Origin of the sequence: Gilvimarinus sp. 2_MG-2023 (assembly GCF_030547685.1) — a bacterium.
In the GTDB taxonomy this organism is placed as follows: domain Bacteria; phylum Pseudomonadota; class Gammaproteobacteria; order Pseudomonadales; family Cellvibrionaceae; genus Gilvimarinus.
The window spans coordinates 40,225-56,306 of sequence record NZ_JAUOQM010000042.1; the positions used below are offsets into that span (position 1 = coordinate 40,225).

12 protein-coding genes and 1 tRNA gene are annotated in these 16,082 nt (G+C 52.4%); all 13 read left to right on the forward strand.

Going from position 1 to position 16,082, the window contains the following annotated elements:
• Positions 1-119: 119 nt before the first annotated feature.
• The 13 genes from pgi to Q4526_RS09355 all read left to right on the forward strand — a co-directional run bounded on the left by pgi (position 120) and on the right by Q4526_RS09355 (position 15,480).
• Entirely contained in the window at positions 120-1,766 is a 1,647-nt protein-coding gene (gene pgi / locus Q4526_RS09295) for a glucose-6-phosphate isomerase (protein ID WP_215976792.1), read from the forward strand.
• 311 nt (positions 1,767-2,077) lie between these two features.
• Positions 2,078-3,892 (forward strand): phosphogluconate dehydratase, encoded by a 1,815-nt coding sequence (edd, locus tag Q4526_RS09300; protein WP_215976793.1) that lies wholly within the window; start codon positions 2,078-2,080, stop codon positions 3,890-3,892.
• Between the two features lie 38 nt (positions 3,893-3,930).
• Complete coding sequence (zwf, locus tag Q4526_RS09305; protein ID WP_215976794.1) at positions 3,931-5,403, forward strand: glucose-6-phosphate dehydrogenase; 1,473 nt, start codon at positions 3,931-3,933, stop codon at positions 5,401-5,403.
• A 5-nt stretch (positions 5,404-5,408) separates the two neighbouring features.
• Positions 5,409-6,116: a 6-phosphogluconolactonase gene (gene pgl / locus Q4526_RS09310; protein ID WP_215976795.1), complete on the forward strand. Its 708-nt coding sequence runs from the start codon at positions 5,409-5,411 to the stop codon at positions 6,114-6,116.
• 33 nt (positions 6,117-6,149) lie between these two features.
• A complete protein-coding gene (locus tag Q4526_RS09315; RefSeq protein WP_215976796.1) occupies positions 6,150-6,782 on the forward strand; it encodes a bifunctional 4-hydroxy-2-oxoglutarate aldolase/2-dehydro-3-deoxy-phosphogluconate aldolase in 633 nt (210 codons plus the stop codon).
• 60 nt (positions 6,783-6,842) lie between these two features.
• Entirely contained in the window at positions 6,843-7,853 is a 1,011-nt protein-coding gene (gap, locus tag Q4526_RS09320; RefSeq protein ID WP_215976797.1) for a type I glyceraldehyde-3-phosphate dehydrogenase, read from the forward strand.
• Positions 7,854-7,869: 16 nt separating this feature from the next.
• Positions 7,870-9,315, forward strand: coding sequence for a pyruvate kinase (pyk, locus tag Q4526_RS09325; protein WP_215976798.1), 1,446 nt, complete (start codon positions 7,870-7,872; stop codon positions 9,313-9,315).
• A gap of 94 nt (positions 9,316-9,409) precedes the next feature.
• Complete coding sequence (locus Q4526_RS09330; RefSeq protein WP_215976799.1) at positions 9,410-10,246, forward strand: M23 family metallopeptidase; 837 nt, start codon at positions 9,410-9,412, stop codon at positions 10,244-10,246.
• Positions 10,247-10,449: 203 nt separating this feature from the next.
• Entirely contained in the window at positions 10,450-10,647 is a 198-nt protein-coding gene (locus Q4526_RS09335) for a Trm112 family protein (protein ID WP_215976800.1), read from the forward strand.
• 29 nt (positions 10,648-10,676) lie between these two features.
• Positions 10,677-13,280, forward strand: coding sequence for an alanine--tRNA ligase (gene alaS, locus Q4526_RS09340; RefSeq protein WP_215976801.1), 2,604 nt, complete (start codon positions 10,677-10,679; stop codon positions 13,278-13,280).
• Positions 13,281-13,545: 265 nt separating this feature from the next.
• Positions 13,546-14,778 carry an aspartate kinase gene (locus Q4526_RS09345; RefSeq protein WP_215976802.1) on the forward strand — a complete coding sequence of 411 codons (1,233 nt, stop codon included), beginning with the start codon at positions 13,546-13,548 and terminating at the stop codon, positions 14,776-14,778.
• A 240-nt stretch (positions 14,779-15,018) separates the two neighbouring features.
• Positions 15,019-15,204 (forward strand): carbon storage regulator CsrA, encoded by a 186-nt coding sequence (gene csrA, locus Q4526_RS09350; RefSeq protein ID WP_215976803.1) that lies wholly within the window; start codon positions 15,019-15,021, stop codon positions 15,202-15,204.
• Positions 15,205-15,390: 186 nt separating this feature from the next.
• Positions 15,391-15,480: transfer RNA gene (locus tag Q4526_RS09355), tRNA-Ser, on the forward strand.
• Positions 15,481-16,082 lie beyond the last annotated feature (602 nt).

Below are 16,082 nucleotides of genomic sequence, written 5' to 3' on the forward strand. Positions count from 1 at the left end.
ACCCTGTTTAACCAAGGTAAATCAAAACGTCTGACGCACTGTTGTGGCGCGTTTTATTGGTTAAGGCAGTGTTTGGTGTTGTCGTACAACCGAAATGTAACTGAGGATGTGGAGTAAACATGCCCAGCCGTACTGAACTGACTGCCTGGCAGGCCCTTCAGGCTCATGCCAATGAGATAAGTACACGTCACATGAGTGACCTGTTTGATGAAGACGATCTGCGATTTGCAAAATTCTCCCTCCAGTCCCCTAATATTCTGCTCGATTACTCCAAAAACCTGATCACCGAAGAAACCCGCACCAAGCTACTTGACCTGGCAAAGGTCTGCGAGGTGGAGTCTTTCCGCGATAAAATGTTTGCCGGTGAGAAAATCAATCGCACCGAAGATCGCGCTGTATTGCACGTTGCACTGCGTGATCCGTCGGATGAGCCGCTCGAAATAGACGGGGACGATGTGCGCTCGCAAGTAAAACATGAGTTGGCGCGTATGAAAGCGCTGGTGGCTCAAGTGCGCGGTGGCGATTGGCGCGGTTACACAGGTAAAGAGATCACTGATATCGTCAGTGTCGGTATCGGTGGCTCCAACCTAGGCCCATTAATGGTGACCGAGGCCTTGGCGGCCTATCAAGATGGCACTCTCAATGTACACTATGTATCTAATGTGGATGGTTTTCAGATCGCAGAGACGTTGCGCGATCTAGACCCTGAAACCACTTTGTTTGTGATTGCCTCGAAAACATTCACCACCTTGGAGACCATGACCAACGCCAATTCGGCTGTGGCTTGGTTTTTGGATAAGGCCGAAGACAAAAGCTACATCAACCGTCATTTTATTGCTGTTTCCTCTAATCGCACCAAGGCTATGGAGTTTGGTGTGGCCGAGGAAAACATCTTCGATATGTGGGACTGGGTCGGGGGTCGTTTTTCGTTGTGGTCAGCAATTGGTCTGCCTATCGCGCTTAACCTCGGGTTTGAAATGTTCGAGGAGCTACTAGCGGGCGCTCACGAAATGGATGATCACTTTCGAACCGCACCCTTGGCCAAAAATGCGCCGGTAATGCTGGCTCTAATGGGGGTTTGGAATAACAACTTTTTGGGGCGACACGCCCACGCCTTACTGCCTTACGATCAGTGCCTGCACCGCTTAGCGGCTTATATGCAGCAGGCCGAAATGGAAAGTAACGGCAAGAGCGTTAATTGGAGTGGTGAGCGGATTGATTACGCCAGCGTGCCGCTTATTTGGGGTGAGGTAGGTATTAATGGCCAGCACGCCTTCTATCAGTGTTTGCACCAGGGTACGCAAATTGTACCTGCCGACTTTATCGGTTCGGTTGAGCCAACAGTGCCGGTTAAAGGGCATCACGATGCGCTGATGGCTAACTTCTTTGCTCAGTCTGAGGCCATGATGCGCGGTATCAGTGCCGATCAAGTGCGTGCAGAGCTAACGGCTCAGGGCATGGCGCCCGAGCGCATCGAAGAAATCGTCGATCACAAAGTGCACGAGGGTAATCGACCTACCAATACACTAATGCTGCAAAAGGTGGATGCTCGCTCGTTGGGTTCACTGATTGCTTTATATGAGCACAAAATATTTGTGCAGGGCATTATTTGGGAGGTTCACTCCTTCGATCAGTGGGGTGTAGAGCTGGGCAAGGTGTTGGCGAAAGGCATACAAGCTGAATTGGCGCCAGAGGCGTCAGTGGCTGACAAGCATGATTCGTCGACCCGCAATCTGATAGAATACTACAAGAAATCGCAGTCTTAGGACTGTTTTCACCCTATTTGGTGGGGTGATACAGGGGGCGACCCCGCCGCAATACCATCGGCGTAAACCGCCGGGGTGTTGGAATGGGCATCTCTAGTCATAGAGATGCCCATAAGTTGCTTTATGATTAGCGTTATACACCTACTAGAGCGCCCAAGGCGCCAGGCCACAACAGAGCTATAAAGCCGAGTGGCCAGCCACGGTATACGTGGTTTTGAGAGAGCTGCACTACACGCCTACGGCGACCAACGGTAAGCGATCCTTGCCTAGGGCCCCGTATTTCTTAGGCATACTGGATCAGTGGTAACCAAATGACCGATAGTAAGATCGCTGCGATAACCGACCGAATTATTGAAAACAGCCGACCGACACGCGAAGCGTATTTGGCAAAAATTGAACAAGGGCGTTCCAATGGGCCCGCTCGCAAGCGTTTATCCTGTGGCAATTTGGCCCATGGATTCGCCGCTTGTGGCACATCCGACAAGCAAGCATTGGCCGAAGGCGATGCCCCAAACTTGGGTATCGTTTCGTCCTATAATGAAATGCTGTCGGCCCATGAGCCCTATGCGAGCTACCCGGAGCAGATTAAACAAGCGGCTCACGCGGCGGGCATGACTGCCCAGTTTGCCGGTGGGGTGCCGGCGATGTGTGACGGCGTCACACAGGGGCGCGAAGGTATGGACTTATCGCTGTTTTCGCGCGATGTGATTGCCATGTCTACCGCCATTGCTCTGTCACACGATATGTTCGATGGCGCAATTTGCCTAGGTATTTGCGACAAGATTGTGCCCGGGCTGACCATTGGCGCACTGTCTTTCGGTCAGTTGCCGGTTATATTTGTGCCCGCAGGTCCAATGACACCGGGTTTGCCTAATGCCGAAAAGGTACGGGTACGCCAGCTGTTTGCCGAAGGCAAAGCGGGCCGAAAAGAATTATTAGAGGCCGAAAGTGCCTCTTATCACAGTGCCGGAACCTGTACGTTTTACGGCACTGCGAACTCGAACCAAATGCTGATGGAGATCATGGGGCTGCACTTGCCGGGAAGTTCATTTGTGAATCCAGGCACGCCCCTGCGAGACGCGCTGACGCACGCCGCTGTGAAGCAGCTGGCTGCAATCACCACCCGTGGCAATTACACGCCAATGGCTGAAGTGGTGGATGAAAAGTCAGTGGTCAATGGCATGGTGGGTTTGTTGGCCACCGGTGGCTCAACCAATCACGCCATCCACTTAATGGCCATGGCGCGGGCCGCAGGCGTGATCATCGACTGGCAAGATTTGTCAGATTTGTCGGATGCGGTCCCTTTGATGTGCCGTATCTATCCGAATGGGCTAGCGGACATCAACCGCTTTCAGGCCGTGGGCGGTATGGGTTATTTAATGCGCGATCTGCGCGCCGAAGGTATTTTGCACGACGATGTAAAAACCGTGATGGGTGAGGGCGGTTTAGAGCCTTACACCAAAGAGCCGTTCCTGGAAGAGGGCGAGCTGGTATGGCGCGATGCGCCACAAGAGAGTTTGGATGACGGCGTACTGCGCCCGGCCAAACGTGCGTTTAGTACAACAGGCGGCATGAAGTTGCTTACCGGCAACTTGGGGCGCTGTGTGATTAAAGTCTCGGCAGTAAAACCCGAGCACCGTGTTGTAAAGGCGCCGGCGGTGGTTTTTCAAACCCAAAACGCACTGCAAGAAGCGTTTAAAGCCGACAAGCTGAATAAAGATTTTGTGGCAGTGGTACGCTTTCAGGGCCCTAAGGCCTGCGGCATGCCAGAGCTGCACAAACTGACGCCGCCATTGGGTGTGCTGCAAGATCGTGGATTCAAAGTGGCGCTGGTCACAGACGGACGTATGTCTGGCGCGTCGGGCAAAATCCCGGCGGCGATTCACTTAACGCCCGAGGCACTGGATAAAGGCCCCATAGGCTTGGTACGCGATGGCGATATCGTCGAGGTGGATGCCGAAACCGGTGTGCTTAAGTTGCACGTCAGTGATGAAGAATTGAAAGCCCGTGAACACGCCGAGTTTGATTTGACGGCCAGTCACGAGGGTATGGGACGCGAGCTGTTTGCACCGCTGCGTCAAACAGTGGGTTCCGCCGAAGAAGGCGCAACTGTATTTCGCTGGTAAGCCTTACCTAAACCCAATTAGAGCGAGTGGATGTATTAATGCAAAAACCATTTGATTTTGTGATTTTTGGCGGCGCGGGCGACTTGGCTCTGCGCAAATTAATTCCGGCCTGGTATCGTGCTTATCGCGAAGGGCAGATGCCCAAAGGATCGCGGATTTTTGGCACCTCACGCAAGCAGGACCAAGTAGACGGTTATCGTGAAATGGTACGCGAGGCCGCCTTTAAGTTCCTGCGCGCCGATGAAATCGACAACGAAAGTTGGGCCGAGTTTGAGCAGTGCGTGCACGGTGTGTACATCAATATCACAGAATTTGATGATCACTGGAAAAATCTGGCCAAGACTCTCGACCAAGGTGCCGAGGAGCGGGTGTTTTATATGGCTACGCCACCGGCGGTTTTCTCAGCCTGCTGTAAAAACATCCATGACTCAGGCATGATCAGTGAGCACGCTCGCGTGGTGGTTGAAAAGCCACTGGGTTACGATACCGAGTCGGCCGAAGCTATTAATGCTGAAATTGCGCAATATTTCGATGAAAACGCTATTTTCCGTATTGACCATTACTTAGGTAAAGAAACGGTTCAGAACTTGTTGGCCCTGCGCTTTACCAATTGTATTTTTGAGCACCTGTGGGATGCCAAATCAATTGATCATGTGGAAATCAGCATTTCAGAAACAGTGGGCTTGGAAGGGCGCGCCAGCTTTTATGACGACGCCGGTGCACTGCGCGACATGGTGCAAAACCACTTAATGCAGTTGCTCTGTTTAGTGGCCATGGAGCCCCCCAGTAAACTGAATGCCGATAGCATTCGCGCCGAAAAGCTCAAAGTATTGGATGCTCTGCGCCCATTAGTCGGTGATGATGTGGCCACTAACACCGTGCGCGGCCAATATGTGGCAGGCGTGTCTGGTGGTAAAGAGGTGCCGGGATATTTGGATGAACTAGGTAAAGACAGTAATACCGAAACATTCGTGGCCATTCGCGCCCATATCGATAACTGGCGTTGGTCAAACGTGCCGTTCTATTTGCGCACCGGCAAGCGCTTAAAGCAGCGCTGTGCGGAAATTATTATTCAATATAAGACGCCGACGCATCATATCTACCCCGAATCGGCCGGCAATATGGTACCTAATCGTCTTGTCATACAGTTGCAACCTGATGAGCGTATTCAGATGATCGTGACCTCCAATAATCTGGAGAAGCACGAGTCTGCTTTAGTACCCAGTGTCTTGAATCTGAATTTAACCGATCATTACGAAAAATTTTACTCCGACGCTTACAAGCGTTTAATGCTCGATGCAGCGGCCAATAATCCAGCGTTGTTTATTCACCGCAATGAGGTGGAAGCGGCTTGGAAATGGATCGATCCAATCATTGAAGCTTGGCAGCGACCAGAAAACAAACCCAAACCCTACCCAGCAGGTAGCTGGGGCCCTCAGGCCTCGGAAGACCTGCTCAGCGAGGGTGGTTGCGGCTGGTTTAACGTCGGCGAGAATATTCGAGGGAATTAATAGCCATGGCAGTAGAAGAACGTTTTTTTGACTCTCGCGAGCAAATGGTAGATGCGGTGTTTGAGCACACCATCAGTGCATTGCGAGAGGCGACATCGCAGCGCGATGCGGCGAGCTTCCTGGTGTCTGGTGGCAGTTCACCGGCGCCTATCTATAAGCGCTTATCTGAGGCGGACTTAGCTTGGCAGAAAATCCAAGTTGCTCTGGTCGATGAGCGCTGGGTTGATATTGACCACGAGAAAAGCAATGCAGCGTTTATTCAACAAACACTGCTGCAAAACAATGCCAGCGAAGTAGAGCTGGTAGGTATGAAAAACTCGGCCGTGAGCGCGGCCGATGGCGTGGCAAAATGTGAGGCGGCTTATCAAAAGCTGGCTGCACCGTTTGATGTGACCATATTAGGGATGGGCCCCGATGGTCATACCGCATCGCTGTTTCCACATGCCAAAGGTTTGGCTGAGTCGTTGGAAACCAAAAATTTGTGCAGTGCTATCACCGCGATTAAAAGTGAAGTGACTGGTGATTGCACAGAGCGAATGACATTGTCATTAAATGGCATTGTCAATTCGCGTCATTTGCTATTGTTGATTTCTGGTGAAGAGAAGCTTGCCACTTATCGCGAAGCTCTAGCCGGTGACAATATATCGGGAATGCCCGTGCGTGCTGTACTACAACAAGACCAAATACCTGTAACTGTTTACTGGGCTCCATAAGAGCCAACTTAACGAGACTGTGAGGACCTACAAGTGAGCCTGACCATTGATGAAATTTTGAAATTGGCGCCGGTTGTACCGGTAATTGTGATTGAAGACCTTGAAGATGCCGTACCCCTGGCACAAGCGCTGTATGACGGCGGTCTGAAAGTGTTGGAAATCACGCTGCGTACTCCAGTTGCTTTGGATGCTATTAAAGCAATGGTAAAAGCGCTGCCAGAAGACGCCGTGATTGGCTCAGGCACCGTTGTAACACCAGAAGATTTACAGGCTTCTATCGATGCCGGTTGTAAATTTATGGTAAGCCCAGGCACCACGCCTGCTTTGATTGAAGCGGCCAAAAAGAGTCCGATTCCATTGTTGCCAGGCATTGCCTCACCGTCAGAGGCGATGAATCTCTACACTCAGGGCTTTAAGCACTTGAAATTCTTCCCGGCCGAAGCCGCCGGCGGTGTCCCTATGGTGAAATCCATCGGTGGGCCATTACCGCAAATCACTTTCTGCCCAACAGGCGGCATTAATTTAGAAAAAGCGCCGACTTACCTAGCACTGCCTAACGTAGCTTGTGTAGGCGGTACTTGGACGACACCAAAGAATCTCATCACCGAAAAGAAATGGGACGATATTGAAGCACTTGCTCGCGAGGCCGCTAGCCTAGAGCGTTAATTGAACAGAGATTAGCTTTTATCCTGCCCGCTGGGGCAGAGACATAGACAGGAGAGAGAAATGACAATTAAAGTAGCTATTAATGGTTACGGACGTATTGGGCGCAATGTTTTGCGTGCTCTGTACGAATCAGGTTATCGCGACCGTATTCAGGTGGTTGCCGTAAACGATCTGGGTGATACTGACCTGAACGCACATTTAACCAAGTACGATTCTGTACACGGCCGCTTCCCTGGTGAAGTTTCAGTTAATGGCGATAAAATGATTGTCAATGGCGATGAGATTCAAATCACCGCCGAGCGCAATCCAGCTGACCTGCCTTGGGGCAAGTTAGATGTAGATGTTGTGTACGAGTGTACCGGTATATTTACCAGTCGCGAAAAAGCTAAGCTGCACTTAGATGCCGGCGCTAAAAAAGTGATTATCTCGGCACCTGGTACCGATGTAGATGCCACCGTTGTTTATGGTGTTAACCACAACATCTTGAAAGCGACTGACGAAATTATTTCTAACGCGTCTTGTACCACTAACTGCTTGGCACCTGTTGCAAAAGTGCTGAACGATAAGTTCGGTATCGAACAGGGCTCAATGACCACCATTCACGCCTACACCAACGATCAAAACCTGAGCGATGTGTTCCACAAAGACATCTATCGTGCCCGCAGTGCCACTCAGTCAATGATTCCTACCTCTACCGGCGCCGCGCGCGCAGTTGGTTTGGTGTTGCCAGAGCTGCAAGGCAAGCTGGATGGTATGTCTGTACGTGTACCGACCATTAACGTCTCTTTGGTTGACTTGAATGTACAAGTGAAAACCGACGTTACCGCCGAACAAGTTAACGCTGCCATGAAAGAAGCGGCCGACAACGAAATGCCTGGCGTTTTGATTTACAACGATGAGCCGCTGGTTTCTATCGACTTTAATCATCATCCAGGATCGTCCAACTTTGACTCTAAGCAAACCAAAGTCATGGGCACTCGCTGGGTTAAAATTATGTCTTGGTATGACAACGAATGGGGCTTCTCCAATCGCATGCTGGACAACACCATCGCGCTGATGAACGCCAAGTAATTAAAGAGAGAGAGCTATGTTTCGTCGTACCAAAATCGTCAGCACACTTGGCCCGGCTTCTGAGTCCGAAGAAGTCCTAGAGAAGCTTATTCTTGCCGGCGTTAACGTCGTGCGCTTGAATTTTTCTCACGGTTCACCAGAAGATCACAAAGGTCGTGCCGAGGCGGTTCGTCGTCTGGCCGCCAAACACAACCGCTATGTGGCTGTGTTGGGTGATCTACAGGGCCCCAAAATTCGTATTTCCCGCTTCGCCGATGGCCCAATCACCTTAGCCGTTGGTGACAAATTTATCCTCGACGCCTCACTTGAGCGCGATGCGGGTAACCAAGAGCGCGTGGGAATCGATTACAAAGAGCTTCCCGGTGACTGTCAGCCAGGCGACAAACTGTTGCTGGATGATGGCCGCGTTGTGCTCGACATCGATAAAATCGAAGGTCAAGAAGTATTCTGCACCACCAGTGTTGCCGGCCCTCTGTCGAACAACAAAGGCATCAACCGTCAAGGCGGTGGTTTATCGGCTCCGGCCCTGACCGAAAAAGATTTGGCTGATATCAAAACCGCGGCTGAAATCGATGTGGATTATCTGGCGGTTTCTTTCCCACGCAGTGCCGATGATATGAACCAAGCTCGCAAACTGCTGACTGAAGCCGGTGGTAAAGCAGGTTTGGTATCTAAAATCGAACGCGCTGAAGCGGTGGCTGATGACGAGACTCTGATCTCTATCATCGAAGCCAGTGATGCGGTAATGGTTGCCCGTGGCGACTTGGGTGTGGAAATTGGTGACGAAGAGCTGATCGGTGTGCAAAAGCGCATTATCAACTTCTCGCGCGCGCAAAACCGCACCGTGATTACTGCGACGCAAATGATGGAGTCGATGATCAACTCGCCTCTGCCCACTCGCGCCGAGGTGTTTGACGTTGCGAACGCCGTACTGGATGGTACCGATGCGGTTATGCTGTCGGCTGAAACCGCTGCCGGTAATTTCCCGGTTGAAACGGTAGAGGCTATGGCCCGCGTTATTGTCGGTGCGGAAAAGCACCCGCAAACCAACTATTACAACTACCGGGTAGATCAGGATTTCGGTTCAGTTGATCAGGCGATTGCTTTGGCAACCGTGTATACCGCCAACCACTTAGGTGGTGTTAAAGCGATTATCGCCCTGACCGAATCTGGCGCGACACCGCGCTTGATGTCTCGCGTGGGTTCGGCGCTGCCGATTTTTGCTTTCTCGCGTCATATCGATACCCAGCGTCGCGTTGCTTTGTATCGCGGTGTACAGCCCATACCGTTCGACACTCAAGACATCCCGTGCAAAGAAGATTACAACCGCGCGATCGATGTGTTGAAACAAGACGGTATTTTGGTCGATGGTGACCTGGTGATGTTGACCGCTGGTGACAGCGCGCAACTTGGTGGCACGAACACCATGAAAGTCTTGCGTGTGGGTGATAAGATCGCCTAAAGCCGCTCGATTTTGCAGCAAAAAAAACGGCAGCTTCGGCTGCCGTTTTTTTTGTCTGGTGAACAATAAACTCCGCTGTTTAAGGACTCTACCTATGTATCCACTGCGAATAATACTGGCCGCCTTTGGGTTAATCTGGGCCGGTTGCACCACCGCCGCCGATGCTCCGCCGCTATCCATAAAAGGCGAGTGGATTCAGGGCGGTATTCTGCGCGGGCAGGTGGCCCCCGGTCACGAGGTGCGGGTCAATGATGAGGTGATCGATGTAGGGCCAGATGGCGAGTTTGTATTCGGCCTGGGGCGGGATGAACCCGAAACAGTCACGCTGGCTGTGATTGGGCAAAGCCTGGATTGGCATAAAACCTATGAAGTGGCGCGCAAAACATACAATATACAGCGCGTCGAGGGCGTTCCTCAGCAAACCGTGAACCCCTCTGAGGCGCAGCGCAAACGCACACAAAAAGAGGCCGAAAAGGTATGGCTGGCACGTCAAACACAGCGCTCCAGTTTGGATTATATGCAGACGTTTCAGTGGCCTCTGCTGGGTCCGATCAGTGGCGTCTACGGCTCACAACGGTTTTACAATGGCGAACCCCGGCGCCCACACTACGGGGTGGATATAGCCCGGCCCACGGGCACTAAAGTGGTGGCGCCCGCTGCGGGCTTGGTGACCCTGGCCGAGCCCGATTTGTTTTACTCCGGCGGCACTTTGATTATCGATCACGGCCATCGCCTGTCCTCTACCTTTTTGCATTTGTCCAAGCTGCACGTCGAGGTGGGGCAAGAGGTCGAGCAGGGCGCCTTGCTCGGCGAGGTGGGCGCCAGTGGTCGTGCCACCGGCCCACATTTGGACTGGCGCATGAACTGGCGCGACCGCCGGGTAGACCCAACGACTCTGGTTGGCCCAATGCCCGATTGGCAGGCACAGTAACTCTCAAGCGCTTATTTATTGGCCGAATAATCAGCCGCTGCTAGGGCTACTTTTCCGACCCAGTATTCATAGCGACAGGCAATCGGCCAATTAGTATCAACTTACCCCCAACCCGCAAGACACAAAGGCCTTGGCGGTGTAAACTAACGGGCTTTGGGCCGTACTCGGCCGATCGTTTATCAGGTTATTCACCAGGACACGGCATGATCGATAAAAAATTGCTCAGTATTCTTGTCTGCCCAGTCAGCAAAGGAGAGTTGGAATACCTTCCGCAACAATCCGAACTTGTTTGCTGGGACAGTGGCTTGGCTTACCCCGTGCGCGACGGCATCCCGGTGATGCTCGAGACCGAAGCCCGCTCTGTGACCGACGAAGAAAAACAAGCCCATAAGCACCGCTAATACCGATTGATTAGACCTACGGAAACACTATGAAAAGCGCTGAAATCCGCGACGCCTTTTTGCACTTCTACGAGTCCAAGGGCCACACTATTGTCCCCTCCAGCTCACTGGTGCCAGGTAACGACCCCACACTGCTGTTTACCAACGCTGGTATGAACCAGTTCAAAGATGTTTTTTTGGGGGGCGACAAACGCTCTTACAGTCGTGCCACCAGTTCTCAGCGCTGTGTGCGCGCCGGTGGCAAACACAACGACCTAGAAAACGTTGGCTACACCGCGCGCCATCACACTTTTTTTGAAATGTTGGGTAACTTTAGCTTTGGTGATTACTTTAAGCGCGACGCCATCCGCTTTGCCTGGGAGTTCTTAACCGGTGTGCTGGGCCTGCCCGAAGAGCGTTTGTGGATTACCGTGCATATCTCGGATGACGAAGCGGCGGATATCTGGCAAAAAGAAGTCGGCGTGAGTCCCGAGCGTTTTTCACGGCTGGATGAAGATAACTTCTGGCAAATGGGCGATACCGGCCCCTGCGGCCCCAGCTCAGAAATCTTCTACGATCACGGCGCCGATATTCCCGGAGGCCCACCGGGCAGTGAAAACGACGACCTGGATCGCTATATCGAAATCTGGAACTTGGTGTTTATGCAGTTTGAACGCCAAAGCGACGGCGAACTGAAGCCATTGCCCAATCCCTCCATCGACACCGGCATGGGCCTTGAGCGCATTGCCGCTGTTATGCAGGGCGTGCATAACAACTACGATATCGACCTGTTCCAGCACTTACTAAAAGCCGCCGCTAAGGCTACAGGTTCCAGTGATTTGGAACATAAGTCCCTGCGTGTAATCGCCGATCACATTCGCTCCAGCGCCTTTTTGGTCAGTGACGGTGTGTTGCCTTCCAACGAAGGGCGCGGTTATGTGCTGCGTCGTATTATTCGCCGGGCGATTCGCCACGGCCACAAATTAGGCCAATCCGGTAACTTCTTCCACACCTTAGTTGGCGCACTGGCCGAAGTGATGGGCGAAGCCTATCCCGAGTTAGTCGAGCGCCAAGCACAAATTGCCAAAGTCCTGTTGGCCGAAGAAGAACAGTTTGCCAAAACCCTCGACAAAGGCATGTCGGTACTCGAAGACGCGCTGGCCGCTTTAAAAGGCACTGAAATTCCCGGCGATGTTGTTTTCACCTTATACGATACATACGGTTTTCCGTTAGATCTTACCGCCGATATTGCCCGCGAGCGCTCCTTAACGGTAGATGAGGCCGGGTATAAAACGTCCATGGAAGAGCAGCGCAATCGCGCCCGCGCCGCCGGTGCCTTTAAGGTGGATTACACCCAGCTCACGCTGGATGTGGCCGCTACTGAATTTACCGGTTACACCGAGCTTGCGGGCAAAAGCCAAGTGTTGGCCGTGGTGCGCGAGGGTGCGGTTATTGAACAGGCGGGCGAGGGCGACGAGGTTGCTCTGGTGTTAGATCAAACTCCTTTTTACGCCGAGTCGGGTGGTCAGGCCGGTGACAATGGTTATATCGATGCCGAGGGTTTGCACTTTGAAGTGCACGACTGCGTTAAACAAGGCAAGCACTTTTTGCATGTGGGCCGTGTACTAAGCGGCAGCGCTCAGTCTGGTATCAGCGTTAGCGCCACCGTGGACAACCAAGTTCGTCAAGCCACCGCACTTAACCACTCGGCCACTCACCTTTTACATGCCGCTCTGCGCCAAGTACTGGGCGAGCATGTCAGTCAGAAGGGGTCGCTGGTAGATTCTGAACGCCTGCGTTTTGACTTCTCTCACTTCGAGGCGGTTAAGCCCGAAGAGCTGCAAGCCATTGAAACCTTGGTGAATAATCAAATTCTCGCCAACACCGCGGTCACCACCGAGCTGTGTGATATGGAAGCGGCCCAGCAAAAAGGCGCTATGGCGCTGTTTGGCGAAAAATACGGCGAGCAAGTGCGCGTATTGAGCATGGGGCAAGACAACTTTTCGGTAGAGCTGTGTGGCGGCACCCATGTGGCGCGCACCGGTGACATCGGCCAGATACGTATTGTCAGCGAGTCGGGCATTGCTTCTGGTGTGCGCCGTATAGAAGCCATCACCGGTAAAAACGCGCTGGCAGCATTCGATGCCGCACAACAGCGCTTAGCGCAGGCCGCGGGTTTAATTAAAGCCACCCCCGATAATCTGCTGGAAAAATTAGAGCAGCTAACCGCCGCCAATCGCAAATTGGAAAAAGATGTCAACCAGCTGAAAACCAAACTGGCCACCGCTGGCAGTCGAGACTTAACCGCCGAGGCGGTTGAGATTGCCGGTATTAAAGTGCTGGCGGTTAAGCTCGAAGGCGCCGATGGTAAATCACTGCGCGACAGTGCCGACCAATTGAAAAACAAGTTGGGTTCAGGTGTTGTGCTGCTGGCCGCCGATGATGACGGCAAAGTAGCGCTGGTGGCCGGTGTGACCAAAGATGTCACCGACCGGGTGAAAGCCGGCGACTTAATGCGCATGGTGGCCGAGCAAGTTGGCGGTAAAGGCGGCGGCCGGCCCGATATGGCTCAGGGGGGTGGTACCGATGTTGCGGCCATCGACGGTGCGCTGGCTTCGGTCGTCCCCTGGATAGAAGCTAAGCTCAACGCTTAGTTTCTTGCTGCACGTCTAGGTGCTTTATTGAACCGATATACCCTGTCTACTCTCGCCCTAGAGCTGATTAGACGGGGTATGGCGGCCAAATCTCCAGACTTATCCAAGTTGTGATCTTATTAATACCGCGGGACGTAAATAATTGTATATGTAGGGCACAAAGCGATTAACTTTTGTCTAAGTATGGTGTTTAATTGCTGCCCATTTGCACCAAAATGCATTTTAATGCGCCAATCAAACGGAATGTGTGAGGAATAGGCCAAGAATGAGCTTATTGGTACAGAAATATGGTGGTACCTCGGTCGGTACCACAGAACGCATCGAAGCGGTGGCAGATAAAGTCGCCGGCTTTCGCCAGCAGGGCCACGATATGGTGATAGTGGTTTCCGCCATGAGTGGCGAAACCAACCGCTTAATTGCACTGGCTAAAGATATTCAAGAAACGCCCGACCCACGGGAAATGGACGTACTGGTATCGACCGGCGAGCAAGTCACTATCGCATTATTGTGCATGGCCTTGAAAAAGCGCGGCTGGGACGCACGTTCATATACGGGTGGGCAAGTTCGCATCCTAACCGACGACTCGCACACCAAGGCCCGTATTCAAGAGATCGATGAAGCCAATATGCGCGCCGATCTCGATGCCGGCAGAGTGGTGGTGGTTGCAGGTTTCCAAGGGGTGGATGCGCAAGGCAACATCACCACCTTAGGCCGCGGCGGCTCAGATACCACCGGCGTGGCACTGGCAGCGGCACTAAAAGCCGATGAATGCCAGATTTATACGGACGTCGACGGCGTATACACCACTGACCCACGGGTTGTGGATCGCGCGCGCCGGCTAGAGAAGATCACCTTCGAAGAAATGCTGGAAATGGCCAGCTTGGGCTCCAAGGTGCTGCAAATTCGCGCTGTTGAATTTGCGGGTAAATACAATGTACCGCTGCGGGTTTTATCCAGTTTTAAAGAAGGCCCCGGCACTTTGATTACCCTCGATGAGGAAGAAAACACTATGGAACAACCCGTTGTTTCCGGGATCGCGTTTAACCGCGACGAAGCCAAAATTACCTTAGCCGGTATTCCCGATCTGCCCGGCATTGCCTCTAAAATTTTGGCGCCGGTGGGCGAAGCCAACATTGAGGTAGACGTTATCGTGCAAAACGTTGGCGCCGACAACACCACTGACCTGACCTTCACCGTTAATCGCGGCGATATGAACAAAACAGTGGATGTGCTGAGTGCTGTCGCCAAAGAAATCGGCGCCCGCGAGGTGACTGGTGACGATGCCATCGCCAAGGTGTCTATCGTGGGTGTGGGCATGCGTTCGCACGCCGGTGTGGCCTCAACCATGTTCAGCGCACTGGCTGCTGAAGGCATCAATATACAAATGATCACCACCTCAGAGATTAAAATCTCGGTGATTATTAGTGAAAAATACTTAGAACTGGCTGTGCGCACCTTGCACAGCGCGTTTGGCCTGGATGCCGAACCTGCCGCTTAAGACGTCTTAAATGTCTATTTATTAGGCACTGACTTGCACAGTAGGTATAGACGGGATGTCTAGGGTTGAAATACACCCATCTTTTTTTAGGGGGCAACTCCCCTTTTTGCGGATTATGGACAATACTATAAACAAGGATGCCCAACATAAGGGCAGTTGTTCCGCAAAGGGGGTTAATATGAGCGGCGTGGGATAGTAGGAGTCCGGTCGCGACTACAGGATGGAATTAAGGAGATTGTTATGTTGATTTTAACCCGCCGCATTGGCGAAACCTTGATGGTTGGTGATGAAGTCACCGTTACTGTACTCGGTGTAAAAGGTAATCAGGTTCGTATTGGCGTTAACGCACCCAAAGATATCGCCGTACACCGTGAAGAGATTTACCAGCGTATCCAACGCGAAAAGGAAAACCAGGATCTGGGTTAACCAGAGCACTGTTAAAAAACGGCAGCCAGCAGGTTGCCGTTTTTTTATGCGCATTGATTGCCGAACCACCACAGCTTAAAAAAAATTCCCGAAAAGTCTCACAAGCCTTTGAATTTCTGTCAAATATGGTATTATGCCGCCCCAGTTGACGAGATGCTTTTAACGCACTTGCTCAGCGGAAACTACGGAGAGGTGGCCGAGTGGCCGAAGGCGCTCCCCTGCTAAGGGAGTATACCTTGATCGGTATCGAGGGTTCGAATCCCTCCCTCTCCGCCATATAAAAAAACCCAGCCTTGCGCTGGGTTTTTTTATATGCGGTGTGGGAGGGTGAGAACCCTCGCCGGGTTCGACAAAACGCCGGGAGCGTTTTGAACCGAGTGCCAGCGAGCCCGAAGGGCGGGGCACAAGGACGTTCCCTGGTTACAAAACGTCGGGAGCGTTTTGAGCCGACCGAAGGGAGCCCGCAGGGCAAAGCGCATGGACTGCGCTTAGGCTCATCCCTCCCTCTCCGCTCCACCAGTAGAGCGCCACTGCTGATTAAGTTGTCAGATGTTCAGCTCCACCAGTCTTGTGCCTATACATGGTTTTACGTCTAACGTCAGGCATCTGACTGTATTTTAACCATTTGCCGGTTTTCGCCCGGCAGGCGAGGTACTTTTTACTGCAAAAAGTACCCAAAAGCCGCCCCCGGCAACTGGCCCTGCGTCGCTAAGCGTCCGGCCAGCAAGCACAGCTTACTGTCGTTCGACTACGCGCAAAGCTGTGCTTTGCAAACGCTAGGCCTCACCCCTCGCTCCGGTTGATTTTAGTGGGCCGTATCGATAGGCCGTACCCCAGGGCACATTCTCTTGCTTCGCAATTCACCTTGTCCTTGGCCC

What these genes read in the sequence shown, in the direction of transcription:
- pgi (WP_215976792.1), top strand. Translation starts at nt 120, where the DNA reads ATGCCCAGCCGTACTGAACTGACTGCCTGGCAGGCCCTTCAGGCTCAT.
- Q4526_RS09330 (WP_215976799.1), top strand. Translation starts at nt 9,410, where the DNA reads ATGTATCCACTGCGAATAATACTGGCCGCCTTTGGGTTAATCTGGGCC.
- edd (WP_215976793.1), top strand. Translation starts at nt 2,078, where the DNA reads ATGACCGATAGTAAGATCGCTGCGATAACCGACCGAATTATTGAAAAC.
- Q4526_RS09335 (WP_215976800.1), top strand. Translation starts at nt 10,450, where the DNA reads ATGATCGATAAAAAATTGCTCAGTATTCTTGTCTGCCCAGTCAGCAAA.
- Q4526_RS09345 (WP_215976802.1), top strand. Translation starts at nt 13,546, where the DNA reads ATGAGCTTATTGGTACAGAAATATGGTGGTACCTCGGTCGGTACCACA.
- alaS (WP_215976801.1), top strand. Translation starts at nt 10,677, where the DNA reads ATGAAAAGCGCTGAAATCCGCGACGCCTTTTTGCACTTCTACGAGTCC.
- csrA (WP_215976803.1), top strand. Translation starts at nt 15,019, where the DNA reads ATGTTGATTTTAACCCGCCGCATTGGCGAAACCTTGATGGTTGGTGAT.
- gap (WP_215976797.1), top strand. Translation starts at nt 6,843, where the DNA reads ATGACAATTAAAGTAGCTATTAATGGTTACGGACGTATTGGGCGCAAT.
- pgl (WP_215976795.1), top strand. Translation starts at nt 5,409, where the DNA reads ATGGCAGTAGAAGAACGTTTTTTTGACTCTCGCGAGCAAATGGTAGAT.
- pyk (WP_215976798.1), top strand. Translation starts at nt 7,870, where the DNA reads ATGTTTCGTCGTACCAAAATCGTCAGCACACTTGGCCCGGCTTCTGAG.
- zwf (WP_215976794.1), top strand. Translation starts at nt 3,931, where the DNA reads ATGCAAAAACCATTTGATTTTGTGATTTTTGGCGGCGCGGGCGACTTG.